Consider the following 22,640-nt stretch of genomic DNA (forward strand, 5'->3'; position numbering starts at 1 on the left):
TTAGTCCTGAAGCGTGATAGGCATTCCGTCCCAGCTCACTTCAATTCCCTGTTGCGTCAGGGCGTTACGCTGCGGCGACTGCTCGTTAAGGATTGGATTTGTGTTATTGATATGAATCAGAATTTTGCGCTTTGCCGGGAGTGAGGCCAGCAGCGCCATCATGCCGTGTTCATCGCCAAGCGCCAGATGGCCCATATCACGACCGGTATTGCGCCCGACGCCGGCAGCCTGCAGTTCATTATCCTGCCATACGGTGCCGTCAATCAGCAGACAGTCCGCTTTTTTCAGCCACGGCAAGAGCGCTTCGTCCGGTTCGCCAAGCCCCGGCGCATAGAATAGCGTCTGGCCGTTGCGTCGGTTTTCGATAAACAGCGCCACGTTATGGCCCGGCAGCGGCCTATCGCGAAACGGCGAGTAGGGCGGCGCATTGCTGGCGATGGGGACGGCGGTAAACTGCAGGTCGGGACAGGCGTCAACGGTAAAACTATTCAGCGGAGTGACAGGATGGTGAATCAGGCCGCCGTTCCAGTGCCGTAACATGGTAAAAATGGGAAAACCCGTGCTGAGATCCTCATGTACCTCCGGCGTGCACCATACCTGATGGGGGCAGCCTTCGCGCAGGCTCAGCAGCCCGGTCGTATGGTCAATCTGGCTATCGGTAAGAATAATGCCGCCAATATGCGTGCCGCGCAGAACGCCTTGTTTATTTAACTCTGGCGTATGGGCAATTTGCTGGCTGATATCGGGAGAGGCGTTACACAGCACCCACTCTTTACCGTTATCGCTCACGATAATGGAAGACTGAGTACGAGCGGTGGCCTGAATCGTGCCATTGCGCAGACCCTGACAGTTGGCGCAGTTACAATTCCACTGCGGAAAGCCTCCGCCAGCGGCGGAACCGAGGACTTTTATAAACATGAAGACGGACCAGATAAAAAAACAAAATGCCCGCACGGACGGCGGGCGGAGCGATTAGCGGTTGGAAATGTACAGCGTCACTTCCAGACCCAGACGTAAATCAATAAAAGCAGGTTTCTTCCACATCGTTTTTTCCTCTATAAAAATGCGACATCAACAACGTCGGTTGTGTCGGTTTTGTGATGGCAATCAAATATTGCCCCTCAGGGGGATAAAGGTCAACCGGCAACATGTAAGTATTTAACCTTATGTTTACAATATAACCTATTGTTGCCAAACATTTTTTAATACCTTTTGCCAGTTGCCCCACAGCAGTTTATCCAGCACCAATTGTTCATAACCACTATGGCGCAATGCGTTGATTAGCCGTGGTAAACCGCTCACATCGCCCAATTCGTCCGGTAGCGTGATGCCGTCAAAATCGGACCCCAGCGCCACATGATCGTCACCCATGATGTTAATAAGATAGTCGATATGGTGAACGATGGTACGCAATGGGGTATCGCTATCGCGTTTGCCGTCGGCGCGCAGGAAAGCGTTGCCGAAATTGACGCCGACCACGCCGCCGCTGTCGCGAATCGCCCGCAGTTGTTCATCGGTGAGATTACGCGGCTGCGGGCATAGCGCATGGGCATTGGAGTGGGTGGCTACCAGCGGCGACGTCGAGTGATGGGCGGTATCCCAGAATGCTTTTTCATTCATATGAGACACATCAATCTGCATCTTCAGGGCATTGGCCTGCTTAATAAGATGGATACCTGCCGCTGTCAGTCCAGGCCCAGTATCCGGGCTACCGGGAAACGAACCATTAACGCCGCTGCCGAAGCGGTTAGCAATATTCCAGAACGGTCCAATGCTGCGTACTCCGGCGGCATAGAAGGCCTGCAGGTCGTGGCCCTCGCCATCAAAACCCCCGGCGCCCTCAATATGCGCCACCATTGCCAGTACATTATCCTGGCGGCAGCGCTCGATATCCGCCGCGCTCAAACACAATCTCAAGCGTCCAGCGGACTGCGCGACAAGTTGCTTCAGGATGGCCAGCTGCTGCCAGAGGATATCGATCGGATCCCACCGTTGGCTGGCGTATTGCGGCGCCATACGGGCAATATACTCCTGCGGCGGCACGAATAGCGCGAATAGCCCGCCGGCAAATCCGCCTTGCTGCATGCGCGGATAGTCGAGATGACCGTTCTCAATCCCGGCAAAGAAAGCGGTTGCAGGATCTTCGCGATGGTGAAGCCATAAATTGAGCAGCAGGTCATTGTGACCATCAAAAATCGCCATAGCGCTCCCTCTGCTGGTTGTACTGGAAATGCCTGACACGGTAACTGATTTGTTCGCTGCGGCAAGTGGAAATTCACAACTTAGCAACAATCGCCAAATCTGGCGTTTGTATCACACTGTATCAATCGACACCCCTCATACATGGCGATGCAAAAACACGATAAATCCCACACATGCGGGATACACAGGCCTGATTAACTGTTCACGTACTCGCTTAACGCTTCCAGATAAAAGGTGAAATGAGGATGAACAGATTATCCGCAATCCGTCATGTCAGCGCGGCGGCGCTGTGTCTCTCCGCGCTGTGGTCCGCCAGCGTGTGCGCTGCTGAAGACGCAGGCGCTTTCGACAAGGTGCAACAAATCAACGCCGGCGATTTGAATATCGGTTATGTCGATATGGGGCCACGCGATGGCCAGGCGGTAATTTTGCTGCACGGCTGGCCATATGATATTCAAAGCTACGCGCAGGTGGCCCCGGCGCTGGCGCAGAAGGGGTACCGGGTCATCGTGCCGTATCTGCGCGGCTACGGCTCCACTCGTTTCCTGTCGGCTAAAACGCCGCGTAACGGTCAGCCATCGGCGATGGCGGCGGATATTGTGCATCTGATGGATGCGCTAAATATTAAGCAAGCGGATTTCGCCGGCTTTGACTGGGGGGCGCGTACAGCGGATATCGTCGCGGCGCTCTGGCCGCAGCGGGTTAAGTCGCTGGTATCGGTGAGCGGGTATCTGATTAGCAGCCAGCGAATTGGCGAGAAGCCGTTACCGCCGCAGGCGGAACTGTCGTGGTGGTATCAATTCTACTTTGCCACCCCGCGCGGCGAGGCAGGCTACCGGCAAAATACCCATGACTTTGCCAAATTTATCTGGCATCAGGCTTCGCCGCGGTGGACATTCACGGAGGCCACGTTCGCCAATAGCGCGAAAGCGCTGGATAACCCGGATCACGTTGCCGTCACCATCAGCAACTACCGCTGGCGCCTGGGGTTGGAGCAGGGCGAAGCGAAATATGCGGCCTACGAACAGCGACTCGCGAAACTGCCGGCGATTAGCGTACCCACAATTACCATCGAGGGGGAAAACAATGGCGCGCCGCATCCGGCGCCGGATACCTATCGGGCGAAATTCACCGGTAAATATGAGCATCGGGATTTCAAAGGCGCAGTGGGACATAACCCGCCGCAGGAGGCGCCAGCGGAATTTGTTCAGGCGGTTATTGACGCCGATCGTTTATAAGCCTCACCGCGGCGCAAACGCAGAGTTGCGCTTGCGGAGAAGCCGCATATGCTTTTCATGAGCTTATTTTTCCGCAGGAGACGCCTTTGGAACGTATTGACCACATCCTGGTTGTCGATGACGATCGCGATATCCGCGAACTGATCGTGGGTTATCTGGAGAAATCGGGCTATCGCGCCAGCGGCGCAGCTAATGGCAAAGCGATGTGGTCCGTACTTAAAAACCATCAAATCGATTTGATTGTCCTCGATATCATGCTGCCCGGCGATGATGGTTTAACCCTTTGTCGCCAGTTGCGCAATGATGGCCAACAGGATATCCCGGTGCTGATGCTGACCGCGCGTAGCGAAGATAGCGACCGTATACTTGGTCTCGAGATGGGGGCCGACGATTATCTGGTGAAACCCTTCGTGGCGCGGGAGCTACTGGCGCGGATCAAAGCCATCTTACGCCGCGCCCGCGCGCTTCCCCCCAATTTACAAATCAGCGAAGCCGGCAGGCTTATCGCCTTTGGCGACTGGCAGCTCGATACCTCGGCGCGGCATCTACTGGACAAGAGTGGCATAATTGTGGCGCTAAGCGGGGCGGAATATCGCCTGCTGCGGGTGTTTCTTGATCATCCTCAACGGGTGCTCAACCGCGATCAGTTGTTGAATCTCACCCAGGGGCGTGATGCCGAACTGTTTGAACGGTCTATCGATCTGTTAGTGAGCCGCCTGCGTCAGCGCCTGCGGGAGGACGCGCGTGAGCCCGCCTATATCAAAACCGTGCGCAGCGAGGGTTATGTGCTGTCAGTGCCGGTGTCGATCCGCGAGGCGCGATAATGAAAGTGTGGCCGGCGTCACTGCAGTCGCGCTTAATGTTGATGATTTTTCTCGCTCTGCTGCTTGCGAATGCCCTGACGCTATCGCTTCTGCTCTACGAACGCATGAGCAGCGCCCGTAGCGTCATGCTGGGCAACCTTGAATATGATGTCGCCACTAGCGTGGCTATCCTTGATCGTCTTCCGGCGCAAGAACGCCCGCATTGGTTGCCGCGTCTGGCGCGCGGTAACTATCGCTATCAGCTTTCTGCCGGACAAACTGGCGACTATCCCACCAGCTGGCGTACCCGCGATGCGGTACGCTCGTTACAGGAAGCTCTGAGCGGTCGCTATCCTGTGAGTATTGTCGCCGTCCCTGGACCGCGCGAACATATTCAGGCCCACGTGACCCTGCGCGACGGCGCGCCGCTGAGCATTGACCTGTGGCCAAAGCTGCCGGCCATCGCGCGTTGGCTGCCGCTGGTGCTGGTCACTCAGTTTCTGTTACTGCTATTTTGCGCCTGGTACGCCGTCCGCCAGGTGGTTGCGCCGATGGCCCGTTTTACCCGCGCCATTGATACGCTGCAACCGGCTACTCCGGCGGCAGGGCCGCTGGCCGAGAAGGGGCCGCAGGAGGTGCAGCGCGCGGCGCGCGCCTTCAACGCGATGCAAAAGCGAATACAGGACCATTTGCAGGAGCGCGCGCGGATCCTGGCGGCGATCTCTCACGATTTACAGACGCCGATTACCCGTATGAAGCTAAGGGTCGAGATGGCTGACCAACCGGCACTCCGCGATAAGCTGTTACAGGATCTCGATAGCATGACCCGACTGGTTCGTGAGGGCATCGCGCTGGCACGATCGGCCGAACCGCTGGCAGAAGCGCCGCAGCGGATGAGTCTCAATGCATTACTGGATAGCATCGCCTGTGATTATGCCGACATCGGTAAAGCGGTCAGTTTTCATGCCGCTAAAGGGGCGGACGTCATGGCGCTTCAGCCACAGGCGCTGCGGCGAATCATGAGTAATTTAATCGATAATGGGCTGAAATACGCCGAAAAGGTAGAAATCAGCCTGAGTTATTCGCCGAATGGCGATGTTATCATTCACGTTGCTGATGATGGCCCCGGCATCCCGGAAGAAGAACTCACCGCCGTACTGCAGCCGTTCTATCGCCTCGAGCAGTCACGTAATCGCGATACCGGCGGTACCGGTTTGGGGCTGGCAATCGCCGCCCAGCTCGCCGGACAGATGCAGGGAAGTTTGACCCTGCATAATCTTCAACAGGGCGGTCTTGAGGCGCGGGTACGTCTCAAGACCGCCGCTTTGTATCCTTCTGTATCCACGTCAACTGCAGATAAATCCCTATACTAAACCGCCGTTTCACGGACATATCCGCCATACAATCGCCTGTTGTAATGCTGACGTTGCCACTTCGGCAACGTTGCGAAGGAGAATGATCATGGCTGTTGTGATTGCATTTTTGGCCGGTATGTTGACGCTGCTCAGCCCCTGTACCTTACCGGTGATCCCGCTGGTGTTTGCCAGCGTTAGCGGGCGTAGGGGACAACTGATCTTGTTGTTGTTCGGTATGGGGTTGATGTTTACCGCTGTGTCGCTGCTGGCCACGGCGGCAACAGGGTGGTTAGTCAATCTGACTATCGTTGGGCGTTGGCTGGCGCTGGGCTTTTTGGTCGTTGTGGCCATCAGTTTGCTGTCATCACGCGTTGCAGGTTGGCTCGGATCGCCAGCGGTGGCGCTGGGCAATCAACTTAACCAACAGAGCTATCGTTATGGCAGTGGGCTCGCTTCAGTGCTCGCCGGACTGGCGATTGGACTACTTTGGGCGCCGTGCGCGGGACCGGTGCTGGGGGCGATATTTAGCCTGGCGTTGTTGCAAGGAAATTCAGTGACGACCGGCATCTTGCTGCTTTCCTATGCCAGCGGATGCGCGCTGATGTTGCTGCTATTGGGGTGGTTCGGCGCGCGGCTGATTTCCCGTCTGCGCGGTGGTCAGGTGATAAGTGGGCGGTTGCGCAAACTGGCTGGCGTGGCGATGCTGGCCGTGGTGGCGTTAATCGCCAGCGGCAGCGATCGTTATCTGCAGGGCGCCAGCGGTTTAACCCATCGTCTGGAGCAGCGGCTCAGCGCGTTTATGCCGCAGGCTCCGCAACGGGTTCGGCTGGAGCCGATCGTCGCGCCGCGGCCAACCAGCGCTATGCCGGATTTGCACGGCGGCACCGCATGGATTAATAGCCCACCGCTTACCAAGGCGGCGTTAAAGGGCAAGGTGGTGCTGATTGATTTTTGGACCCGCGATTGCATCAACTGTCAGCATACGCTGCCTTATGTACGGGCGTGGGCCAATAAGTATCGCGATGCGGGGCTGGTGGTGATTGGCGTACATACGCCGGAATATCCGTGGGAACGATCGTTGCCGCAGCTTCGTGAAGCGGTCAGCCAGCGGCAGCTAAACTATCCGGTTGTCGCGGATAACAACTACGCCATCTGGAATGCGTTTGGTAATCAGTACTGGCCGGCGCATTATTTCTTCGACGCGCGGGGACAACTGCGCTATACCGCCTTTGGCGAAGGCGATTATGCCCGTCAGGAGCAGGTGATCCAACAACTGCTGCGCGAAGCGCGGACGTGAGAGGGAAATAAAAAAGCCGATAACAGCAGTTATCGGCTTTGCAGGACACTCGCTAATCGGCAGCGTCTTATTTCGCCAGCAGTTCCTGGGCAGTGCGTTCAACGAGGCTCAGCAGGACTTTCACATCCTCCAGCGTTACCACCGGGTTGAGCAGCGTCAGCTTCAGGCAGGTTACGCCGTTATGCTCGGTCACGCCGACGTTGGCGCGGCCGGACTCCAGCAGGGCGTCGCCCACGCGCTGGTTAAGCAGGGCGATCGCTGCGGTATCGCTACCAGCCATTTGCGCCGGACGTGAGCGGAACAGCACGCTTGCCAGCTGCGGCTGCATGACCAGCTCCAGCGTTGGTTGAGACTGAATGAACTCCGCGACGTTTTTCGCCATCGTCATGCCATGATCGATGATTGAAGCGTACTGTTTCTTGCCCAGTGCCTCAAGCCCCATCCACAGCTTCAGCGCGTCGAAGCGGCGGGTGGTCTGCAGCGATTTGGAGACCAGGTTCGGAACGCCATGTTCTTCATCAAACTCGGAGTTCAGATAGGCCGCCTGATAGCGCATCAGCTCGTAATGACGCGCCTCTTTCAGCAGGAAGGCGCCGCAGCTGATGGTCTGGAAGAACTGCTTGTGGAAGTCCAGGGTTACTGAATCCACTAACTCCAGGCCGTCGAGGTAATCGCGATACTGCTCGGACAGCAGCAGCGCGCCGCCCCACGCGGCATCAACGTGCAGCCAGATCTGGTGCTCCGCCGCGATAGCGGCGATATCACGCAGCGGGTCAATCGCGCCCGCGTCGGTGGTACCGGCGGTGGCGACGATGGCCATGATCTGCTCGCCGTTGGCCTGCGCTTGCGCAATCTTGGCCTTCAGGTCGGTGACGTCCATACGGGCGAATTCATCGGTTTTCACCAGCGTGACCGAGCGATAGCCAAGCCCCATCAGCGCCATGTTCTTCTGCACCGAGAAGTGGGCGTTTTCCGAGCACAGCACTTTGTACTGCCGAATGTCGCCCGGAATACCATCCTGCTGGATGGAATGCCCCTGACGGGCAAAGAAGGCGTCGCGCGCCAGCATCAGGCCCATCAGATTGCTCTGGGTGCCGCCGCTGGTGAAGACGCCGGCATCGCCAGCCGGATAACCGACCTGCGCGCGCAACCACTCGATCAGCTTCATCTCGATGATGGTCGCCGACGGACTCTGATCCCAGGAGTCCATGCTCTGGTTGGTGGCGTTGATCAGCACTTCCGCCGCCTGGCTGATAACCAGGCTCGGGCAGTGCAGGTGCGCCACGCACTGCGGATGATGCACCGATAGGCTGTCTTTCAGGAAGTACTCGATCGCACGTTCAATCGCCGCCTGGTTGCCCAGACCCTGTTCGTTAAAATCAAGGGTGATGCGCTCACGGAGTTCATCAACGCTTTTCCCCTGATACATTTCAGGTTGTTGCAGCCACTGCGCAACCGCCTGGCTGGTCTGGGAAATGACCTGCTGGTAAGCGTCAATGCTTGCCGCGGACCCAGCCAGAATCGGATTCAATTTGGACATTGCGGTCACTTACTCCACTCAGACCGGTTTTACGCCGGCGGCCAGCAGGGCCTGTTCAAACTTATCGAGGAATACTTCCAGCTCCGCGTCGCTAATCAGCAGAGATGGCAGCAGACGCAGTACGCAACCGTGACGGCCGCCGCGTTCCAGGATCAGGCCCGCTTCGAAGCATTTCTTCTGCAGCAGCGCGGAGAGTTCGCCGTCAGCCGGGTAGCAACCCATATGATCCTGCGCCTCGTTCGGCTTCACGATTTCGATACCGATCATCAGACCGAGACCGCGAACGTGACCGATAACCGGATAGCGTTTCTGCATTTCCGCCAGTTTGCCTTTCAGCCACTCGCCCTGGGCGGCGACTTTGTCGGCAATCTTGTTATCACGCAGGTGGCGCAGGGTGGTCAGGCCGGTGGCCATCGCCAGCTGGTTGCCGCGGAAGGTGCCGGTATGGTGGCCAGGTTCCCAGGCATCGAACTCTTTCTTAATGCCCAGAACCGCCATTGGCAGACCACCGCCGACGGCTTTAGACATCACGATGATGTCCGGCTCAATGCCGGCGTGTTCGAAGGCGAAGAATTTACCGGTACGGGCGAAGCCTGCCTGAACTTCATCGATGATCAGCAGAATGCCGTGCTCTTTGGTGACTTTGCGGATGCGCTGCAGCCACTCAACCGGCGCCGGGTTCACGCCGCCTTCACCCTGAACGGCTTCAAGGATAACTGCCGCAGGTTTGCGAACGCCGCTTTCCACGTCGTTGATCAGGTTTTCGAAGTAGTAGGTCAGCGCTTTCACGCCCGCTTCGCCGCCGATACCAAGAGGGCAACGATACAGGTGCGGATAAGGCATAAACTGGACTTCCGGCATCATGCCGTTGACCGCCGCTTTTGGCGACAGATTGCCGGTCACGGACAGCGCGCCGTGGGTCATCCCGTGATAACCGCCGGAGAAGCTGATCACCGCCGTACGGCCGGTGTATTTTTTCGCCAGCTTCAGCGCGGCTTCAACGGCGTCAGCGCCGGAAGGACCGGTGAACTGCAGGCAATACTCTTTCCCTTCGCCCGGCAGGCAGGAGAGCAGGTATTCAGAGAAGCGATCTTTTAACGGTGTTGTCAGATCGAGGGTATGTAACGGCAAGCCGCTGGTAATGACACTTTGGATGCTCTGCAGTACTTCAGGATGGTTATGGCCCAGAGCGAGGGTCCCGGCGCCGGCGAGGCAGTCCAGGTACTGTTTGTTATCCGCATCGGTCAGCCAAACGCCTTCGGCTTTGGTGATGGCGAGCGGCAACTTGCGAGGGTAACTCCTGACATTCGATTCGAATTCAGCCTGACGAGCCAAAAAGGTTTCGTTGTTCGCGTCCAATAAATCTGCACTTAAAGTATCAATACGGACTTTATCCGTCATCATATCACTCCCACAACCAGCGTTACGTTTGAACTCTGGTTGAATAAAAAGGTTTAGAAAATTGAATCGGCATTCATAAAGCGCGCACAATATATGGCTTTTTAAATCCGCATTCAATCTTTAATTTATGGCGCTATTTTGACGTCATTATTACATACAGGGGTGTCAATATAATTAGCTGATTTAAAAGATAAATTTCGATTGTTTTTAAAACCATGGAAAGTGTAATTATTAGTGAGAAAGTCTATATATTTTTATTACCGCTTCGCTGAATGACTGACGGAAATACTTCCGTCAGTTTTATGGTTACTTAACGCAGTTCAACCGCATAATTTGCTAAAGGTGTTACTTTTTTCACCAACTTGTTGTTATATAAAAATTGTTCATACGCGTCATAACGCGGCTTATCTAACGCTGCCGGATCGGTGGCGAACAGCGGCACGCTCTGCAACCACGCCTGCTGGTTCAGTTCGGTATTGAGTTCCGGATGCTCTTTGGCAAACCGCTGCCAGGTTTGCTGCGGATGGGCGCGCAAATAGCTCACGCCCTGCTGTAATGCGTCGAGAAACTTTTTGATTTTAGGGGCGTTGACCTCGGCCTTGTTTGCGACGATCACCAGTTCGTCGTAAGCGGGCACGCCATAGTCTTCCACGTTCATGACCACCGGTTTTTTGCCCTGCAGTTTGAGTTCCAGCGCTTCGATATTGCGATAACCGCCGATAACGGCATCAACCTGGCCGGCCAGCAGAGCGCTGGTGAGCTGGAAATTAACGTTGATCAATTTGATGCTGTCAGGGTCGATGTGAGCATGCTGCGCCATGGTGGCCAGCGTCGCTTGTTCAATACCGCTCACCGAGTATCCCACTTTTTTCCCTTGTAGATCGGCCGGAGATTTGATGCGCGGATCCAGCGCAATCACGGTATTCAGCGGCGAGTGGATCAGCGTCCCGACGCGGACCAGCGGCAGTCCTTCATCGGCGAAGAAGTGAACCTGCGGTTGATAGGTTATCGCTAAATCAGCCTGGCGAGCGGCAACCAGGCGCGGAGGGAGCGCCGGGTCGGAAGGGGGGATGATGTTGACATCCAGCCCGGCATCCCGAAAGGCGCCAATCTGTTCCGCCACCATAATGGGCGCATGATCCGGGTTGATGTACCAGTCCAGTACCAGGGTCAGCTTTTCATTTGCCGATGCCTGACCGGAAACCAGCAGAGTGAGGCCGGCCAACAGAGGTATACGCATATCTCTTCCTTATTATCTGTTGATAAGTTATTCCGGCGACCAGTCGATCAGCCGGTGCAAAAAGGCGTCGACCGCCAACCACAGCGCGATGGTCAGCAGCACTAAAATGAACAAGGCGGCGAAGCAGATATCGGTTTGCAGGCGGGCATTGGCATTCAGCATTACGTAGCCAAGCCCCTCGGCGGAGCCGACCCATTCGCCAATAATCGCGCCAATGGGGGCGACGGCGGCGGCCATCCGCAGGCCGGAACCTAGCGCGGGTAGCGCCGCCATGAGTCGGACATGGCGCAATTGAGCGCCAAAGGAGGCGCCCATGGTGCGGGCCAGATCGAGATAGTCGCGATTGACCCGTTGCAGACCATCAAAGAAAGCCGAGGTAACGGGGAAGAAAATAACCAGCACCGCCATCATGACCTTGGCGCTCATACCAAAACCAAACCACAGCACCAGTAGCGGCGCGAGGGCGAAGACCGGAATGGCCTGGCTGGTCAGTACCAGCGGCATTACCCACCGCTGTAATCGCGGCGACATGGTCATACAAAGCGCCAGCACCATACCGAGCGCGACGCCGAGCGCCATTCCGCTGAGAATTTCGCTCAGGGTGACCAGGGTGTGGCTGGCCAGATAACTACGGTTATTCCACAGCGCTTCAGCGACCGCCGCCGGAGAAGGCAACAAAAAGGCGGGAATGCCGCTGTAGCTCGCCAACTGCCAGAGCAACAGTAGGCCACAAAATACGCTGCACCCGCGCAGTAACTTGCCCCTCATCCGTTCGCCCTCATCAATTGCTGCAGCAGCTGCGCCTGACTTGCCAACAGCGCGCCATCATCCGGATCGCGGGGCGGAACGCCACTTAAATGATGGCTATCATCAATTTCACCATCAGGCGAGAGCACCAGCAGCCGATGGCTGAGGCGGCAGGCTTCCATCGGGTCGTGGGTAATGAGCACTACGGTTCGTCCGGTCAGTAAGCGCGCGGCCAGGCTCTGAATGCGTGTGCGGGTGAGGGTATCGAGAGCGGAAAACGGTTCATCCATCAGCACAATGGGCCGATCTTCATAGAGGGTGCGCGCCAACGCCGCGCGCTGGCGCATCCCGCCGGACAGCGCGGCAGGGCGTTCATCAGCGCAGGAGGCCAGTCCTACCTGCTCAAGAAGCTCGTTGACGCGGGCGTTGTCGACCTTCTCACCGCGCAGCCTGGCGCCGAGGGCGACATTTTCCCGCACATTAAGCCACGGATAGAGCAGATCTTTTTGACCCATCCACGCCAGTCGCGTAGTGACGGGAAGGCCATCGCTGGCGATGACGGTTCCGCGGGTTGGCGCCGCCAGCCCGGCGATAATACGCAACAGGCTGGTTTTGCCCGCGCCGCTGGCGCCAAGGAGCGACACCCATTGCCCGGCGGCAATATCAAAGGCGAGATCGCGAAAGATAGTCCGTGTGCCAAAGCGCAGGCATAAATCGCGAACGTGAATGCCTGGCGCCATCACGCCTGGACCTGCCCGGCGGCATTCAGACCCATCTGCCAGAAATTGCCTTCCAGCCGGGTAGCGGTAGTAAATATGTCGCTCAGTCCGGCGAACCGTGATTCCGCGCCGCGCTGTTGCCAGAGGGTTTCCAGCAGGCCGATCGCCGCGTTGACGCCCTGAAGATAGCTCTCGTCGCCGTAGTTGCGGATCCATGAAGCATAGGGATTATCGTGCAAGTTGGTTTGTGGGTTGTGCAGCAGACCGAGCCCGATTTCCGCGTAACCCGCAACGCAGGGCAGCAGCGCCGCCAGCAGATCCAACGCGTCGCCGGCGTGGCCGATATCCAGTACGTAGCGCGTGTAGTTGACGGTTTCCATCGCTTCGCTTTGCAGGGCCATAGCGTCTTCATTCAGCCCCCATTGCTCGCAATAGCCCACATGTAGCGGTAGCTCAGCAAGGATGGCATTCATCGAGGCGGCGGCGGCGCGCATCTCCGGCAACGTGCGAAGTTTGCTGACCAGCAGGGCGTAGCTGCGAGCGAAGTGGATCAGGAACAGATAATCCTGGGTTAGATAATGACGAAAGGCTGCCTGCGGCAGCGTACCCGCGGCTAATTGCTGGAGGAAAGGGTGCGATACATAGCGTTGCCACTCGCCACCGGCCTGCTCACGCAGTCGACCGTAAAGACCTTGGGTAAAAGCGGGAATCATCATGGGACCTCCTGAAAATAAGGGGAGATCCGGGCGTGCAGAAGTGTGAACAGGTAAAAACTGAAAACTGGCGAACATGCCGACCCGTCCCTTCGCTGGCATGACCCAGATCAGGTTCAAAGGGTTCGGTTTTTACGCCATCTCAGCCCTCACGGGACACCCCTCGGTTGCGACATGTTATACGTCATTCACTTTTTGATTACAACGGCGACAAGGTAAAAAGCGTCGATAGTAGTGACATTGTCACAATTGAGTGGTTATGTGTCAGATCGATAAACAACCTTTATCAATTTGTGTGATTAACCACGCTTTTTTATCCAAAAATAAGCAAAGTAAGGAGAGGGTAAGTTGGCGAAGAACAAGGGCTTACGATATATTTTTAGCACATTCCCTTAATATCCCCTTATGAATGCGTCAGTGCTGGAGACCGCATGAAGCTGGCAGGCCTTACTCTTTTACTGATGCTTGCCCTCGCGCCTGACGCGTCTCGTGCCGCCCAATTGTTCGATCCTGAAGATGGCATGCTTGATATGAGCCAGTATCTGCAGGATAACCCCTACGGTTTTTTGCCGGTGCCGGTAATGATCACCGAGCCGGCTATCGGCTACGGCGGCGGTCTGTTTGGTTTATTTCTGCATGGTAAAGGCTCCCGCGAGGGCGATCGTTTTATTCCACCAGCGCTAACGGGGGTCGGCGGCGGCGGGACGCAAAATGGCACCTGGTTCATCGGCGCCGCGCATCGCCATACGTGGAATCACGACCGGATTCGTTACCTGGTTGGCGCGGGCTACGCCAATGTCAATCTCGATATCTATTCGGGCGATATTGCCGGTTTTAACAAAAATGTGGCGGTGCAAACCCACACCAAAGGCTATGGCGGTCTACAAAAGCTGTTATTTCGCGTGGGGGACTCGCCGGTTTTTCTTGGCGCCTCGCAATTCTATGCACATACCGATGTGACCGCGGACAATCAGGTGATTAACAAGGTGTGGCAGCGGGTGCTGGGGGAGAAAAGCACCTCTTCGGCGTTGGGCGTAGTGGCGGAATATGACACCACCGATAATTTTTTCTACCCTAAGAAAGGGTTATCGCTACAGGGCGAGTACCGTTTTTACCGCGCTCTGCTTGGCGGCGACTATCATTACAATCAGTTGTCGCTGGATGGTAAATACTTTATCCCGCTGGCGCCGACCTTAACCCTGGCGCTGGCGGCGAATTATCAGTCGCTAACTCATCATGACAAGCACCTGACGCCAATGGCCCGGCCTTACATCGAACTGCGTGGCATCTCGCGTTTTCGCTATCAGGGCGATTATGTCGCTGTCGCCCAGACACAACTGGCCTGGCAATTTGCGCCGCGCTGGATCCTGCAGGGTTTTGTCGGCGTCGGTAGCACCGCTGACGAAGCCGGGGCGTTGTGGCAGCAAAACGAAGTGGCGTGGGGCACCGGTTTTCGTTATCTGGTCGCCCGTCAGTATGGGTTATTTACCGGCGCCGATGTCGCCTTCAGCGAACACGAACAGGCGGTCTATTTTAATGTGGGTTCCGGACTGTAAAGGTACATATAAAAAATGAGATGGAAAACAACCGTCATTACGCTGCTATTAACCTCTGGCGCCGTGTGGAATGCCTGTGCGGCGGAAAGTGACGACAGTGATAGCTACTTTCCCATCTGGGGCGACGAAGCCCGCGCCCGCGGTTATTCCATTCCGCTGCCGTTTGGCGTCAATCTCAGCTATATGAATATGCGCCAGGATATTATGGTCGACAGCATCACCTTTTCCGGACTGAAACTGGGTAACCATCCAATCCCCAGCGATATGTTCGCCATTGACGCCGGACACACGCGGGAGAAGAGCAAAACTGAGAACCTGCGTCTCGATATGTGGGTATTTCCATTCCTTAATGTCTACGGAATTTTGGGCCACACCCGCGGTTCGTCGGTGTCGAATGTGTCGGTCGATGCTGACCCGACGCAATACCGCGGTCTGGATCGCATCATCGCCGGCGCGGTGCATAACCTCAACCAAAGCGGCGAATTGCAAAACATCGATTTTGTCCTTGATTTCAAAGGTACTACCTGGGGGGGCGGGTTCACGCTGGCTGGCGGCTATGAGAACTGGTTTGCCCTCGTCGATACTAACTATACCCGCACCGATTTTGATATTCTCGACGGCAGCATCTCTGCCGTGACAGTGTCACCTCGCGTGGGTTATCGATTTGATCTACAGGGAATTTCTGGCCCTTCGCATCTCAGCGTGTGGGTTGGCAGTATGTATCAGGACGTGCAGCAGGAATTTAAAGGCAATCTTGCTGATTTGCATATGCCGCCACAGCTGCAGCCATTGATTGCCGCGGTCAATAAAGACGGCGACGGCAAGTTTGATGTCAAACAGAAACTCACTTCACCGTGGAATATGCTGATCGGCGCCCAGTACGAAATCACGCGTAACTTCAATGTGCTAACCGAATTTGGCTTTAACGAGCGCAATAGTTTCTTTGTCGCTGGCGAATACCGTTTTTGACTTAACGGCGCGTAGTCATCGGCGAGTATGATGCGCGCTGTTTTTGTGTGGTGGAGAACGCTTTTGATGCGTAAGAGTTTGTGGTGGTTATGGGCAGCCGCTTTTTCGGTATTTGCCCAGGACCCGGTATTACCGACGATTCCCGTTAATCATGTCAGCCCGGTAGTGGGTGAATTGTCACCGCCGGAATCGCTGCGCCCATGCTGCGCCTTCGGGTTCGATCTGCGGGTGCGCGCCATTGGCGTGCCGATCCCGGTTTATCAGATTGGCAATGTGCTGACGCTCGATACCTTAGGTGAGCATCATTACAACGATAGCGCGCTCGGCGCGGTTAAAAATCTGATTGGCTTAAGCGATGAGCACAATGGCCTTATTTATACCCGCCGCGGCGGCTTTATTGATATTGCCCATGTGCGCGATACCGCTGATTACACCTTCTATTTATTCAGCCGAATTTATCCCACGCTCGGCCAGCCAGGACGTATCTTTTATAGCGAGGAGCTGGGCGTCCGCCGCGTCCAGTTAAATGCCTTTACGCCGCCGGCTTCATTGCCGCAGCGATATACGATTGCCGCGTGGCTTGCCGGCCATCTGGCCTTTGAAATTGCGCAATGGCATGAGATCGCCCAATGGTATGGCTTCCAATCGGTTCCGGGCTTTTCGGAAGAGATTTCCGCCTTTTCGCCGGAGGATCTCTACTCCAATCTGCTGGGCGCACGTCTGGCGATCAACGTCATATTGCAAGGGCAAGCCGGTTCGGTCGATGCCTACAACCGGGCGATGGAAGCGGCGTTAAAACAGGCGTTGGTCAAACTGCTGGTCGCGCCGCAAAGTGAGACGGAACGGATGTTTCGCGAGATTGACGGCGACTGGTGGAACAGTAAGCGCAGGGTACCGGACAAATTTTTGGTACTGAAGCGGAATTACGATCTCAGCGAAAATCGCCTGCCAACGCCGGTTCCTTTTGAACGCACGCCGCCGTATCGTCTGACGATGCCAAAGGAAGTTGCCGGGTTTACGCTCGCTGAACTGGGTCAACTGCAAATCCATCCAGGGCAGGATATGCAGTCGCTACCAGCGCCGCAAAATTTTTATTCTCCGCAGCAGTTCCAGCAGCTTGCTGATAAAGCGCAGCAGGCAGATGCCATTCAACTGCAGCGTATTGAAAAATAACTAACGATTGGTCGCTGCTGGCTATACTCAATCAAACGAATCCCCCGTTGAGGTAGCATCAGACCATGGTATTTGTCGTTCCGCGCGCGTCCTGGCTACTGCTGGCGGTGCTATTCGTCAGCCAGGCAGGCTATGCCCTCGACGGCAGTCGGCTAAAGCAGCGTGCGGACGCGGTGCTCACCTTAATGAGTTATACCGTGGTGCCTGATGTAACCGCCAGCGACCTGAATATTGGTTCCGGCGCCAATGAGAAAAACGAACTCACCATCACCCAATTCGGCGGCGGCGCAACGCTGAGCGACAGCTTTCCTCTCTATCTGGAAGGCACCATGGGTTATAGCCGCTACGACCCACAATTTGTAATCAGCGATGGCGACCAAAGTCGTACCATCCCGACCAAATGGAACAGTCTGACCGCCACCGGCGGCGTCGGCTGGGACTTTCCGTTGTATCAGGACCGCTGGGGCGGAAAACTGGTACTACGGCCTATCTTCAATATGATGCTGGGCACCATGGCCAGTGATGCGCGTCTTGGTCGCTGGGCACTCGAACGTAAAACCGATGCCGATATTCGCTTCCTCGATGGTGGACGACTGAACGCCTATGGGTTGGGCGGGTCGCTAATGCTCGATTATGAACTGTTTTCCAAAACGCAGGATATTGATATAGAGGCGCGCTATTCCGCGATGAATTTGCAAACCTTCGGTAGCACATCTGAAGCGGTACAGGGGCAGGCCAGTGCCGAAAATCTGGGTATCTACCTTCGCCGACGCGCGCCGATTGCCGACTGGACGCTGCTGAAAAGCCCGGTGCGCTATGTGCTGGAAGGCGCCCATACCATGTATCTCGGCGACCAGCGCGGTGAACTCGGTTTTGATAGCCTGAGTTCGCTTGGTATTGGCCTGGAGCTCGATAGTAGCCAGTACCCGGTATTTATCACCCGCACCCGACTGGTGGCCCGCTACATGTTCGGTAATAACACCGAAGGGTACGGCCTCGGTTTAGCAATGAGTTTCTGAGTGCTATTGCCCGTTTTCGTGATTGCGTTATTTTTTCATTTTTGTTGGCAATATTTTCTTCGCTGATTCGTCTACCTCGATACATACATTTTAATGAGGTAATTGACGATGAGAGATTTTGAACGACACGGGCATCATCACCAGGGTTTTGGACGTCACAGAATGGCGCGGCCGCTGATCATCGGCGCGCTGATTGTTGTGGTACTGAGTCTGGTCGTGATGTCGCTATGGAACGCCTTGCTGCCGGCTATCTTCGGGGTGAAAAGCATCGGTTTCTGGCAGGCTTTGGGGTTGCTGGCGCTGTGCCGTATCTTGTTTGGCGGTTTAGGTTTTCATCGCGGTATGTTTGGTATGGCGCAGGCGCGTCGACGCATGCATGAACGCTGGATGACCATGACCCCGGAGCAGCGAGAGGAGTTTGCTCAACGTTTTGGTCGCCACGGACATCACGGCCGCTGCGCCTGGCATGAACGTCGCGGCGGGCAACCGACTGACGATAACACCTCGGCGAAGACGCCGGATGCCGAGTGAACGAGGTAAACAACACGATGGCGGGGGAATCACGGCTGCTGTCTGCGCTTGCCGCCTGTCGTGCGCGTTTAAGGGCGTTTATTCGCGGTAGAACCGCCGTACGTGACGATGCCGATGACATCCTGCAGGAAGTTACCCTGCAACTGATGAAAGTCGAGCAACCGGTGGAGAACGTGGCGGCATGGTTATTCCGGGCGGCGCGTAATGAAATGACCGATCGGTCGCGCAAGAAGCGCGAGTTGCCATTAACATTCGACAGCGATGAGGATGGCGATGGCGGCTCTGCCGAGGATGAGCTGGCGGAAACGCTGTTTGGCATCGCGCAGACGCCGGAGGAAGCATACCTTAAAGAACTGCTGTGGGAGGCATTAACTGAAGCGCTGGCGGAGTTGCCGCCGCTGCAGCGAGAAGCCTTCGAGAAAACCGAACTGCAGGGCTATAGCTACAGGGAGTTGGCGGCAGAGAGCGGCGCCAGCGAGCAGGCGTGGCTGTCGCGTAAACACAAAGCGGTACTCTTTCTTCGCAGCCGATTGCGAACGCTCTACGATGAACTTACCTCGCCTTAACTCATGCCCGGCGGCATATCGCGCCGGGCTTTATTGTATCCTTATTTCTATAACAGCGTCGCCAGCCACTCGGCGAAGACGCGCACCTTGCGTGATACATGACGATGGGGATAGATAAGCGATAATTTTCTGGAGGGAACCGGATTATTCGGCAGGACCTCAACCAACTCACCGCTCTTCAACCAGGGTTGCAGGAAAAGATCCAGACCCTGCATAATGCCGAGCCCAGCCAAACCGGCGGCAATGTACGTCTCTGAATTATCCACCACCAGTTTGCCGGCCAGCGCAAGAGTCTGCGGTCCGGCGTCAGTCTGAAACACCCAGCGCATGGTCTGATGATTACTGTTATTCAGCCAGTTGATCGCCTGATGATGCTGCAGGTCGTCAAGGATTGTGGGAACGCCGTGTTTCGCCAGGTAGGCCGGGCTGGCGCAGGTTTTCATACCGACGGTACCGAGATGACGTGCGATATAGTCACCGTCTTCAAGTTCGCCGATGCGCAGAACGCAATCGAGGCCCTCACGAAGCATATCCCGCCGTCGGTCGGAGCTGCTCAGCACAATTTCAAGCTCCGGATGCTGATGATAAAAGGCGGGGAGATTCGGTACGACCACTAACTTCGCCAGGGCGATAGGCATATCGACGCGCAGTTGACCCTGCAGCGGACGCTGCGGGGCGAAAGATTCCATCAGCTCGTCGGCCTGCGCCAGCAGAGGTTTACTACGACGATAAAACGCCTCGCCATCAGGGGTGAGGTGGATCTGTCGGGTGGTACGCTGCAGAAGCCTAACGCCGCAGTGCTGCTCCAGCTGCTGTAGCGCTTTCGTGACCGCCGGGCGGTGGATCTGCAGATTCTCGGCGGCACGCGTAAAGCTGCCAGAGTCGATGATTTCGATAAAAATCTTAATAGATTCAAATAGATTTAAGTTCATTTTTATCAATGTGCTCTGATGACGGCTTGGTATTTCACTTTGATTATTACTTATTTAATAACAGTGATGGATAATTTCTACTATTTTTCCAAACAATAAAGCGGCCTACAGTGTCGTCATCCCAGCGTTAAGCGCCAGAAAACACACTAAGGAAGTCGCATCATGCAAAACCGTTCTGTTAGCCATATTCTCGGTATTGAAAAACCTGTCATTCAGGGGCCGTTATCCTGGCTGACCGACGCCCGATTGGTCGCCGCCGTCAGTAATGCCGGAGGGCTTGGCGTATTAGGGCCGAACGCAGGTTTAACCGCGCAAACCGCCGTCTCGACGCCGCAGGAAACGGCAGAAAAGATGCGTGAAGAGATCCGTAAAACGAAATTACTCACCGAGAAACCTTTTGCCGTCAATCTCATTCCGACGGTTGAAAACGATATCTGGACGCCGCCGATTGTAGAAGTAGTAAAAGAAGAGGGGGTTAAAGCGGTGGTTTATACCGGCTATGGTCAAGGGGCTATCATTCCCTCGCTGTTTGCTTCTCTTAAGCAGGCCGGGATCAACATTATCTATCGTGATATTAACCCGACGCCGGAAAACAGCCGCGAGGCCGAGGAGATGGGCGCTGATGTTATTGTCGCCACCGGCTTCGACGAAGGTGGAACGCTTCCGGGGACGGCATTGGGAACGTTTTCTATCGTGCCATTGATTGTCGATGCGGTGAAGCGCGTGCCGGTGCTGGCGGCTGGGGGGATTACCGACCGGCGCACCGCCAGGGCCGCCCACGCGCTGGGCGCGCAGGGGGTATTTGCCGGCTCCGTGTTTATCAGCACCACCGAGAGCCGCGTGCCGCAATCGGTGAAAGAGATGATCGTGCAAGCTAACGGCCTGGATTTGCAGCTATTTCGCACATTGCCGGATTACTATCGTTCGCTGCCGGGTCAATTAGCCGCCAGACTGGTGGCGTTAGATAAATCCGGCGCCAGTAATGAAACCATAGCCGCGGAAATGGGCGGGTTGCGCGGCCTACGGATTGGCATGCTGGAGGGCAATACTGACGAAGGTTACATTTCACTGGGAACCGGCATCGGCAGTATTCAGCAGGTCAAGAGCGTCGCGGAAGTAGTGGATGAACTGACGGTTTAATCTCTACCGCTGCGCTCTCAGGCGGAAAACAGAAACTCCCCGTTCGCACAACGGGGAGGGTGATTAGCACAAATTAGCTCCCCCAGCGCTGCTGCAGATACTGAACCGCCTGCTGGGTTTGCGGCTGGTTAAGGTTGTTCTCGCGAAACAGAATCGTCCCCTGAATACCTGGCGTGGTTTCATTGAGGTCGATCTGCTTTTTCAGCTCCGGCACGCCGCCGCCGACCATCCAGTCTGGTTCATTTTTTGACGGTTCACCGACTTTATACAGCGCCACGCCGATATAGAGCCGGGTGTGAGTGGGTTTCACGACATCGGCCCACCACTTAGCCAGCACATCATAGCGCGCGGCATCGCGGGCGAACGGCCAGTACAGCTGCGGCGCGATATAATCCAACAGCCCTTGTTGAACCCAACTGCGGGTATCGGCATAGGACTCATCATAGGCCGCAGCGCCGCGGGTGTCAGAACCGGCCGGATCGTGGGAACGGTTGCGCCATACCCCCGCCGGGCTGACGCCAAACTCAACCTGCGGATTCAGTTTCTTGATGGTCTGTGAGACCTGCGCTATCAACTGTTGGGTGTTATGACGCCGCCAGTCGGCTTTCGAGGCATAACCCTGACCATATCGCTGATAGGTTTGATTATCGTTCAGCATCGATCCCGGCGTTTCAGTATAGAAATAGTCATCAAACTGCACGCCATCGATAGGATAGTTTTGCACCACTTCCGCCACGATACTGGTGATCCAGTCACGGACTTCCGGGATTCCTGGGTCGAGCACAAAGCGATCGCTGGCGGTACGTATCCAGTTGCGGTGCAGGACAAATACGCTGGCGGGGACCTGAGTCAGGGTGTGGTTAAGTTCGGCGATGGTGGCGGGTTTAGTATTGACCGAAACCCGATACGGGTTGAACCACGCGTGAACTTTCATCCCGCGTTTATGCGCCTCATCGAGCATAAACTGCAGCGGATCGTAACCGGGATTTTCGCCAATTTTGCCGGTCAACATGTCTGACCACGGCAAGATGTGGGACTCCCACAGCGCGGTGCCATCCGGTTTAACCTGGAAGAAGACGGTATTGATGCCCAGGCGTTGTAGATTGTCGAGTTTGGCGATCAGGGCCAGCTTTTGCTGGCTGATACGGCTTTCCGGGCTACTGGCGATAATTGAACCCACCGGCGGCCAGTCGAGACGGGAAACCGTGGTGAGCCAGACGCCGCGCACCGGCTGCTGATTTTTTGCCGATTTTTGCGCAACGGGCGGTTTGCTGGCGGTCACCAGCGATTTTGGCGCTTTACTGGTGCAAGTCACGAGCAGCAATACGGCGGCGGCAACCGCGCCGAGCCGGGTCATGCTGGTGACGGAGAGGAGGCGACGAGAAGCGATAATCATTACTCCCGTAGGCATGTAGACGCTTGAAAAATCACATTGTCTTATGATTCGCAGGTGAGGGCAAGGTGTGTAATTGGACGGAGAAAAATTACTGCCATGTTGC

22 protein-coding genes and 1 riboswitch are annotated in these 22,640 nt (G+C 56.0%); of the genes, 11 read left to right on the top strand and 11 right to left on the bottom strand.

Annotated features, from left to right (window positions below; genetic code table 11):
- From pqqB to KGA69_RS17925, 3 genes are all read right to left on the bottom strand, one after another.
- Complete coding sequence (gene pqqB, locus KGA69_RS17915; protein ID WP_020078734.1) at nt 1-918, bottom strand: pyrroloquinoline quinone biosynthesis protein PqqB; 918 nt, start codon at nt 916-918, stop codon at nt 1-3.
- 54 nt (nt 919-972) lie between these two features.
- Nucleotides 973-1,044 carry a pyrroloquinoline quinone precursor peptide PqqA gene (gene pqqA / locus KGA69_RS17920; protein WP_002905689.1) on the bottom strand — a complete coding sequence of 24 codons (72 nt, stop codon included), beginning with the start codon at nt 1,042-1,044 and terminating at the stop codon, nt 973-975.
- Between the two features lie 138 nt (nt 1,045-1,182).
- On the bottom strand, nt 1,183-2,202 hold the full coding sequence (locus tag KGA69_RS17925; RefSeq protein ID WP_045394237.1) for a dipeptidase: 1,020 nt from the start codon (nt 2,200-2,202) through the stop codon (nt 1,183-1,185).
- A 245-nt stretch (nt 2,203-2,447) separates the two neighbouring features.
- Between KGA69_RS17925 and KGA69_RS17930 the strand changes: the two genes are divergently transcribed.
- The 4 genes from KGA69_RS17930 (at nt 2,448) to KGA69_RS17945 (ending at nt 6,895) form a co-directional block, all read left to right on the top strand.
- Nucleotides 2,448-3,440, top strand: a complete 993-nt coding sequence (locus KGA69_RS17930; protein WP_045394239.1) for an alpha/beta fold hydrolase — start codon at nt 2,448-2,450, stop codon at nt 3,438-3,440.
- A gap of 86 nt (nt 3,441-3,526) precedes the next feature.
- Nucleotides 3,527-4,264, top strand: coding sequence for a response regulator (locus KGA69_RS17935; protein ID WP_045394241.1), 738 nt, complete (start codon nt 3,527-3,529; stop codon nt 4,262-4,264).
- Complete coding sequence (locus KGA69_RS17940) at nt 4,264-5,616, top strand: ATP-binding protein (RefSeq protein WP_045394244.1); 1,353 nt, start codon at nt 4,264-4,266, stop codon at nt 5,614-5,616. Before KGA69_RS17935 ends, KGA69_RS17940 begins: the two co-directional genes overlap by 1 nt.
- A gap of 88 nt (nt 5,617-5,704) precedes the next feature.
- On the top strand, nt 5,705-6,895 hold the full coding sequence (locus tag KGA69_RS17945; protein ID WP_045394246.1) for a cytochrome c biogenesis protein/redoxin: 1,191 nt from the start codon (nt 5,705-5,707) through the stop codon (nt 6,893-6,895).
- Between the two features lie 67 nt (nt 6,896-6,962).
- Here the strand turns inward: KGA69_RS17945 and KGA69_RS17950 are convergent, their stop codons facing one another.
- The 6 genes from KGA69_RS17950 to tenA form a co-directional block, all read right to left on the bottom strand.
- Nucleotides 6,963-8,444, bottom strand: a complete 1,482-nt coding sequence (locus tag KGA69_RS17950) for a pyridoxal phosphate-dependent decarboxylase family protein (RefSeq protein ID WP_213292537.1) — start codon at nt 8,442-8,444, stop codon at nt 6,963-6,965.
- A 9-nt stretch (nt 8,445-8,453) separates the two neighbouring features.
- Nucleotides 8,454-9,839, bottom strand: coding sequence for a diaminobutyrate--2-oxoglutarate transaminase (locus KGA69_RS17955; RefSeq protein WP_015366536.1), 1,386 nt, complete (start codon nt 9,837-9,839; stop codon nt 8,454-8,456).
- Nucleotides 9,840-10,146: 307 nt separating this feature from the next.
- Entirely contained in the window at nt 10,147-11,076 is a 930-nt protein-coding gene (locus KGA69_RS17960; RefSeq protein ID WP_045394252.1) for an ABC transporter substrate-binding protein, read from the bottom strand.
- Between the two features lie 27 nt (nt 11,077-11,103).
- A complete protein-coding gene (locus KGA69_RS17965) occupies nt 11,104-11,844 on the bottom strand; it encodes an ABC transporter permease (protein ID WP_045394255.1) in 741 nt (246 codons plus the stop codon).
- Nucleotides 11,841-12,566 (bottom strand): ABC transporter ATP-binding protein, encoded by a 726-nt coding sequence (locus KGA69_RS17970; RefSeq protein ID WP_045394257.1) that lies wholly within the window; start codon nt 12,564-12,566, stop codon nt 11,841-11,843. Before KGA69_RS17970 ends, KGA69_RS17965 begins: the two co-directional genes overlap by 4 nt.
- Nucleotides 12,563-13,258, bottom strand: a complete 696-nt coding sequence (gene tenA, locus KGA69_RS17975; RefSeq protein ID WP_045394260.1) for a thiaminase II — start codon at nt 13,256-13,258, stop codon at nt 12,563-12,565. The genes KGA69_RS17970 and tenA overlap by 4 nt, the downstream gene beginning before the upstream one ends.
- Nucleotides 13,259-13,325: 67 nt before the next feature.
- Nucleotides 13,326-13,429: riboswitch (TPP riboswitch) on the bottom strand.
- 257 nt (nt 13,430-13,686) lie between these two features.
- Between tenA and KGA69_RS17980 the strand changes: the two genes are divergently transcribed.
- The 6 genes from KGA69_RS17980 (at nt 13,687) to KGA69_RS18005 (ending at nt 19,069) form a co-directional block, all read left to right on the top strand.
- Nucleotides 13,687-14,811 carry a BamA/TamA family outer membrane protein gene (locus tag KGA69_RS17980; protein WP_045394263.1) on the top strand — a complete coding sequence of 375 codons (1,125 nt, stop codon included), beginning with the start codon at nt 13,687-13,689 and terminating at the stop codon, nt 14,809-14,811.
- A 15-nt stretch (nt 14,812-14,826) separates the two neighbouring features.
- Nucleotides 14,827-15,780 carry a hypothetical protein gene (locus tag KGA69_RS17985; RefSeq protein WP_045394266.1) on the top strand — a complete coding sequence of 318 codons (954 nt, stop codon included), beginning with the start codon at nt 14,827-14,829 and terminating at the stop codon, nt 15,778-15,780.
- 66 nt (nt 15,781-15,846) lie between these two features.
- Nucleotides 15,847-16,953: a DUF4056 domain-containing protein gene (locus tag KGA69_RS17990; RefSeq protein WP_045394269.1), complete on the top strand. Its 1,107-nt coding sequence runs from the start codon at nt 15,847-15,849 to the stop codon at nt 16,951-16,953.
- 65 nt (nt 16,954-17,018) lie between these two features.
- Nucleotides 17,019-17,972, top strand: a complete 954-nt coding sequence (locus KGA69_RS17995; RefSeq protein WP_045394271.1) for a hypothetical protein — start codon at nt 17,019-17,021, stop codon at nt 17,970-17,972.
- A gap of 108 nt (nt 17,973-18,080) precedes the next feature.
- Nucleotides 18,081-18,503: a hypothetical protein gene (locus tag KGA69_RS18000; protein WP_045394274.1), complete on the top strand. Its 423-nt coding sequence runs from the start codon at nt 18,081-18,083 to the stop codon at nt 18,501-18,503.
- A gap of 17 nt (nt 18,504-18,520) precedes the next feature.
- On the top strand, nt 18,521-19,069 hold the full coding sequence (locus tag KGA69_RS18005; RefSeq protein WP_047049008.1) for an RNA polymerase sigma factor: 549 nt from the start codon (nt 18,521-18,523) through the stop codon (nt 19,067-19,069).
- Between the two features lie 47 nt (nt 19,070-19,116).
- Here KGA69_RS18005 and KGA69_RS18010 read toward each other — a convergent pair whose 3' ends face one another.
- A complete protein-coding gene (locus KGA69_RS18010) occupies nt 19,117-20,001 on the bottom strand; it encodes a LysR family transcriptional regulator (protein WP_213292538.1) in 885 nt (294 codons plus the stop codon).
- 162 nt (nt 20,002-20,163) lie between these two features.
- Between KGA69_RS18010 and KGA69_RS18015 the strand changes: the two genes are divergently transcribed.
- Nucleotides 20,164-21,141 carry an NAD(P)H-dependent flavin oxidoreductase gene (locus KGA69_RS18015; protein ID WP_045394279.1) on the top strand — a complete coding sequence of 326 codons (978 nt, stop codon included), beginning with the start codon at nt 20,164-20,166 and terminating at the stop codon, nt 21,139-21,141.
- 73 nt (nt 21,142-21,214) lie between these two features.
- Here the strand turns inward: KGA69_RS18015 and KGA69_RS18020 are convergent, their stop codons facing one another.
- Nucleotides 21,215-22,498, bottom strand: coding sequence for a glycoside hydrolase family 10-like protein (locus KGA69_RS18020; RefSeq protein ID WP_045394647.1), 1,284 nt, complete (start codon nt 22,496-22,498; stop codon nt 21,215-21,217).
- Nucleotides 22,499-22,640 lie beyond the last annotated feature (142 nt).

The sequence above is a fragment of the Klebsiella sp. A52 genome, from assembly GCF_018388785.1.
GTDB classification, from domain to species: domain Bacteria; phylum Pseudomonadota; class Gammaproteobacteria; order Enterobacterales; family Enterobacteriaceae; genus Klebsiella; species Klebsiella aerogenes.

What these genes read in the sequence shown, in the direction of transcription:
- KGA69_RS18015 (WP_045394279.1), top strand. Translation starts at nt 20,164, where the DNA reads ATGCAAAACCGTTCTGTTAGCCATATTCTCGGTATTGAAAAACCTGTC.
- KGA69_RS18005 (WP_047049008.1), top strand. Translation starts at nt 18,521, where the DNA reads ATGGCGGGGGAATCACGGCTGCTGTCTGCGCTTGCCGCCTGTCGTGCG.
- KGA69_RS17955 (WP_015366536.1), bottom strand. Translation starts at nt 9,839, where the DNA reads ATGATGACGGATAAAGTCCGTATTGATACTTTAAGTGCAGATTTATTG.
- KGA69_RS17960 (WP_045394252.1), bottom strand. Translation starts at nt 11,076, where the DNA reads ATGCGTATACCTCTGTTGGCCGGCCTCACTCTGCTGGTTTCCGGTCAG.
- KGA69_RS17985 (WP_045394266.1), top strand. Translation starts at nt 14,827, where the DNA reads ATGAGATGGAAAACAACCGTCATTACGCTGCTATTAACCTCTGGCGCC.
- KGA69_RS17945 (WP_045394246.1), top strand. Translation starts at nt 5,705, where the DNA reads ATGGCTGTTGTGATTGCATTTTTGGCCGGTATGTTGACGCTGCTCAGC.
- KGA69_RS17980 (WP_045394263.1), top strand. Translation starts at nt 13,687, where the DNA reads ATGAAGCTGGCAGGCCTTACTCTTTTACTGATGCTTGCCCTCGCGCCT.
- KGA69_RS18010 (WP_213292538.1), bottom strand. Translation starts at nt 20,001, where the DNA reads ATGAACTTAAATCTATTTGAATCTATTAAGATTTTTATCGAAATCATC.
- KGA69_RS17925 (WP_045394237.1), bottom strand. Translation starts at nt 2,202, where the DNA reads ATGGCGATTTTTGATGGTCACAATGACCTGCTGCTCAATTTATGGCTT.
- KGA69_RS17990 (WP_045394269.1), top strand. Translation starts at nt 15,847, where the DNA reads ATGCGTAAGAGTTTGTGGTGGTTATGGGCAGCCGCTTTTTCGGTATTT.
- pqqB (WP_020078734.1), bottom strand. Translation starts at nt 918, where the DNA reads ATGTTTATAAAAGTCCTCGGTTCCGCCGCTGGCGGAGGCTTTCCGCAG.
- KGA69_RS17965 (WP_045394255.1), bottom strand. Translation starts at nt 11,844, where the DNA reads ATGAGGGGCAAGTTACTGCGCGGGTGCAGCGTATTTTGTGGCCTACTG.
- KGA69_RS17995 (WP_045394271.1), top strand. Translation starts at nt 17,019, where the DNA reads ATGGTATTTGTCGTTCCGCGCGCGTCCTGGCTACTGCTGGCGGTGCTA.
- KGA69_RS18000 (WP_045394274.1), top strand. Translation starts at nt 18,081, where the DNA reads ATGAGAGATTTTGAACGACACGGGCATCATCACCAGGGTTTTGGACGT.
- KGA69_RS18020 (WP_045394647.1), bottom strand. Translation starts at nt 22,498, where the DNA reads ATGACCCGGCTCGGCGCGGTTGCCGCCGCCGTATTGCTGCTCGTGACT.
- KGA69_RS17930 (WP_045394239.1), top strand. Translation starts at nt 2,448, where the DNA reads ATGAACAGATTATCCGCAATCCGTCATGTCAGCGCGGCGGCGCTGTGT.
- KGA69_RS17940 (WP_045394244.1), top strand. Translation starts at nt 4,264, where the DNA reads ATGAAAGTGTGGCCGGCGTCACTGCAGTCGCGCTTAATGTTGATGATT.
- tenA (WP_045394260.1), bottom strand. Translation starts at nt 13,258, where the DNA reads ATGATGATTCCCGCTTTTACCCAAGGTCTTTACGGTCGACTGCGTGAG.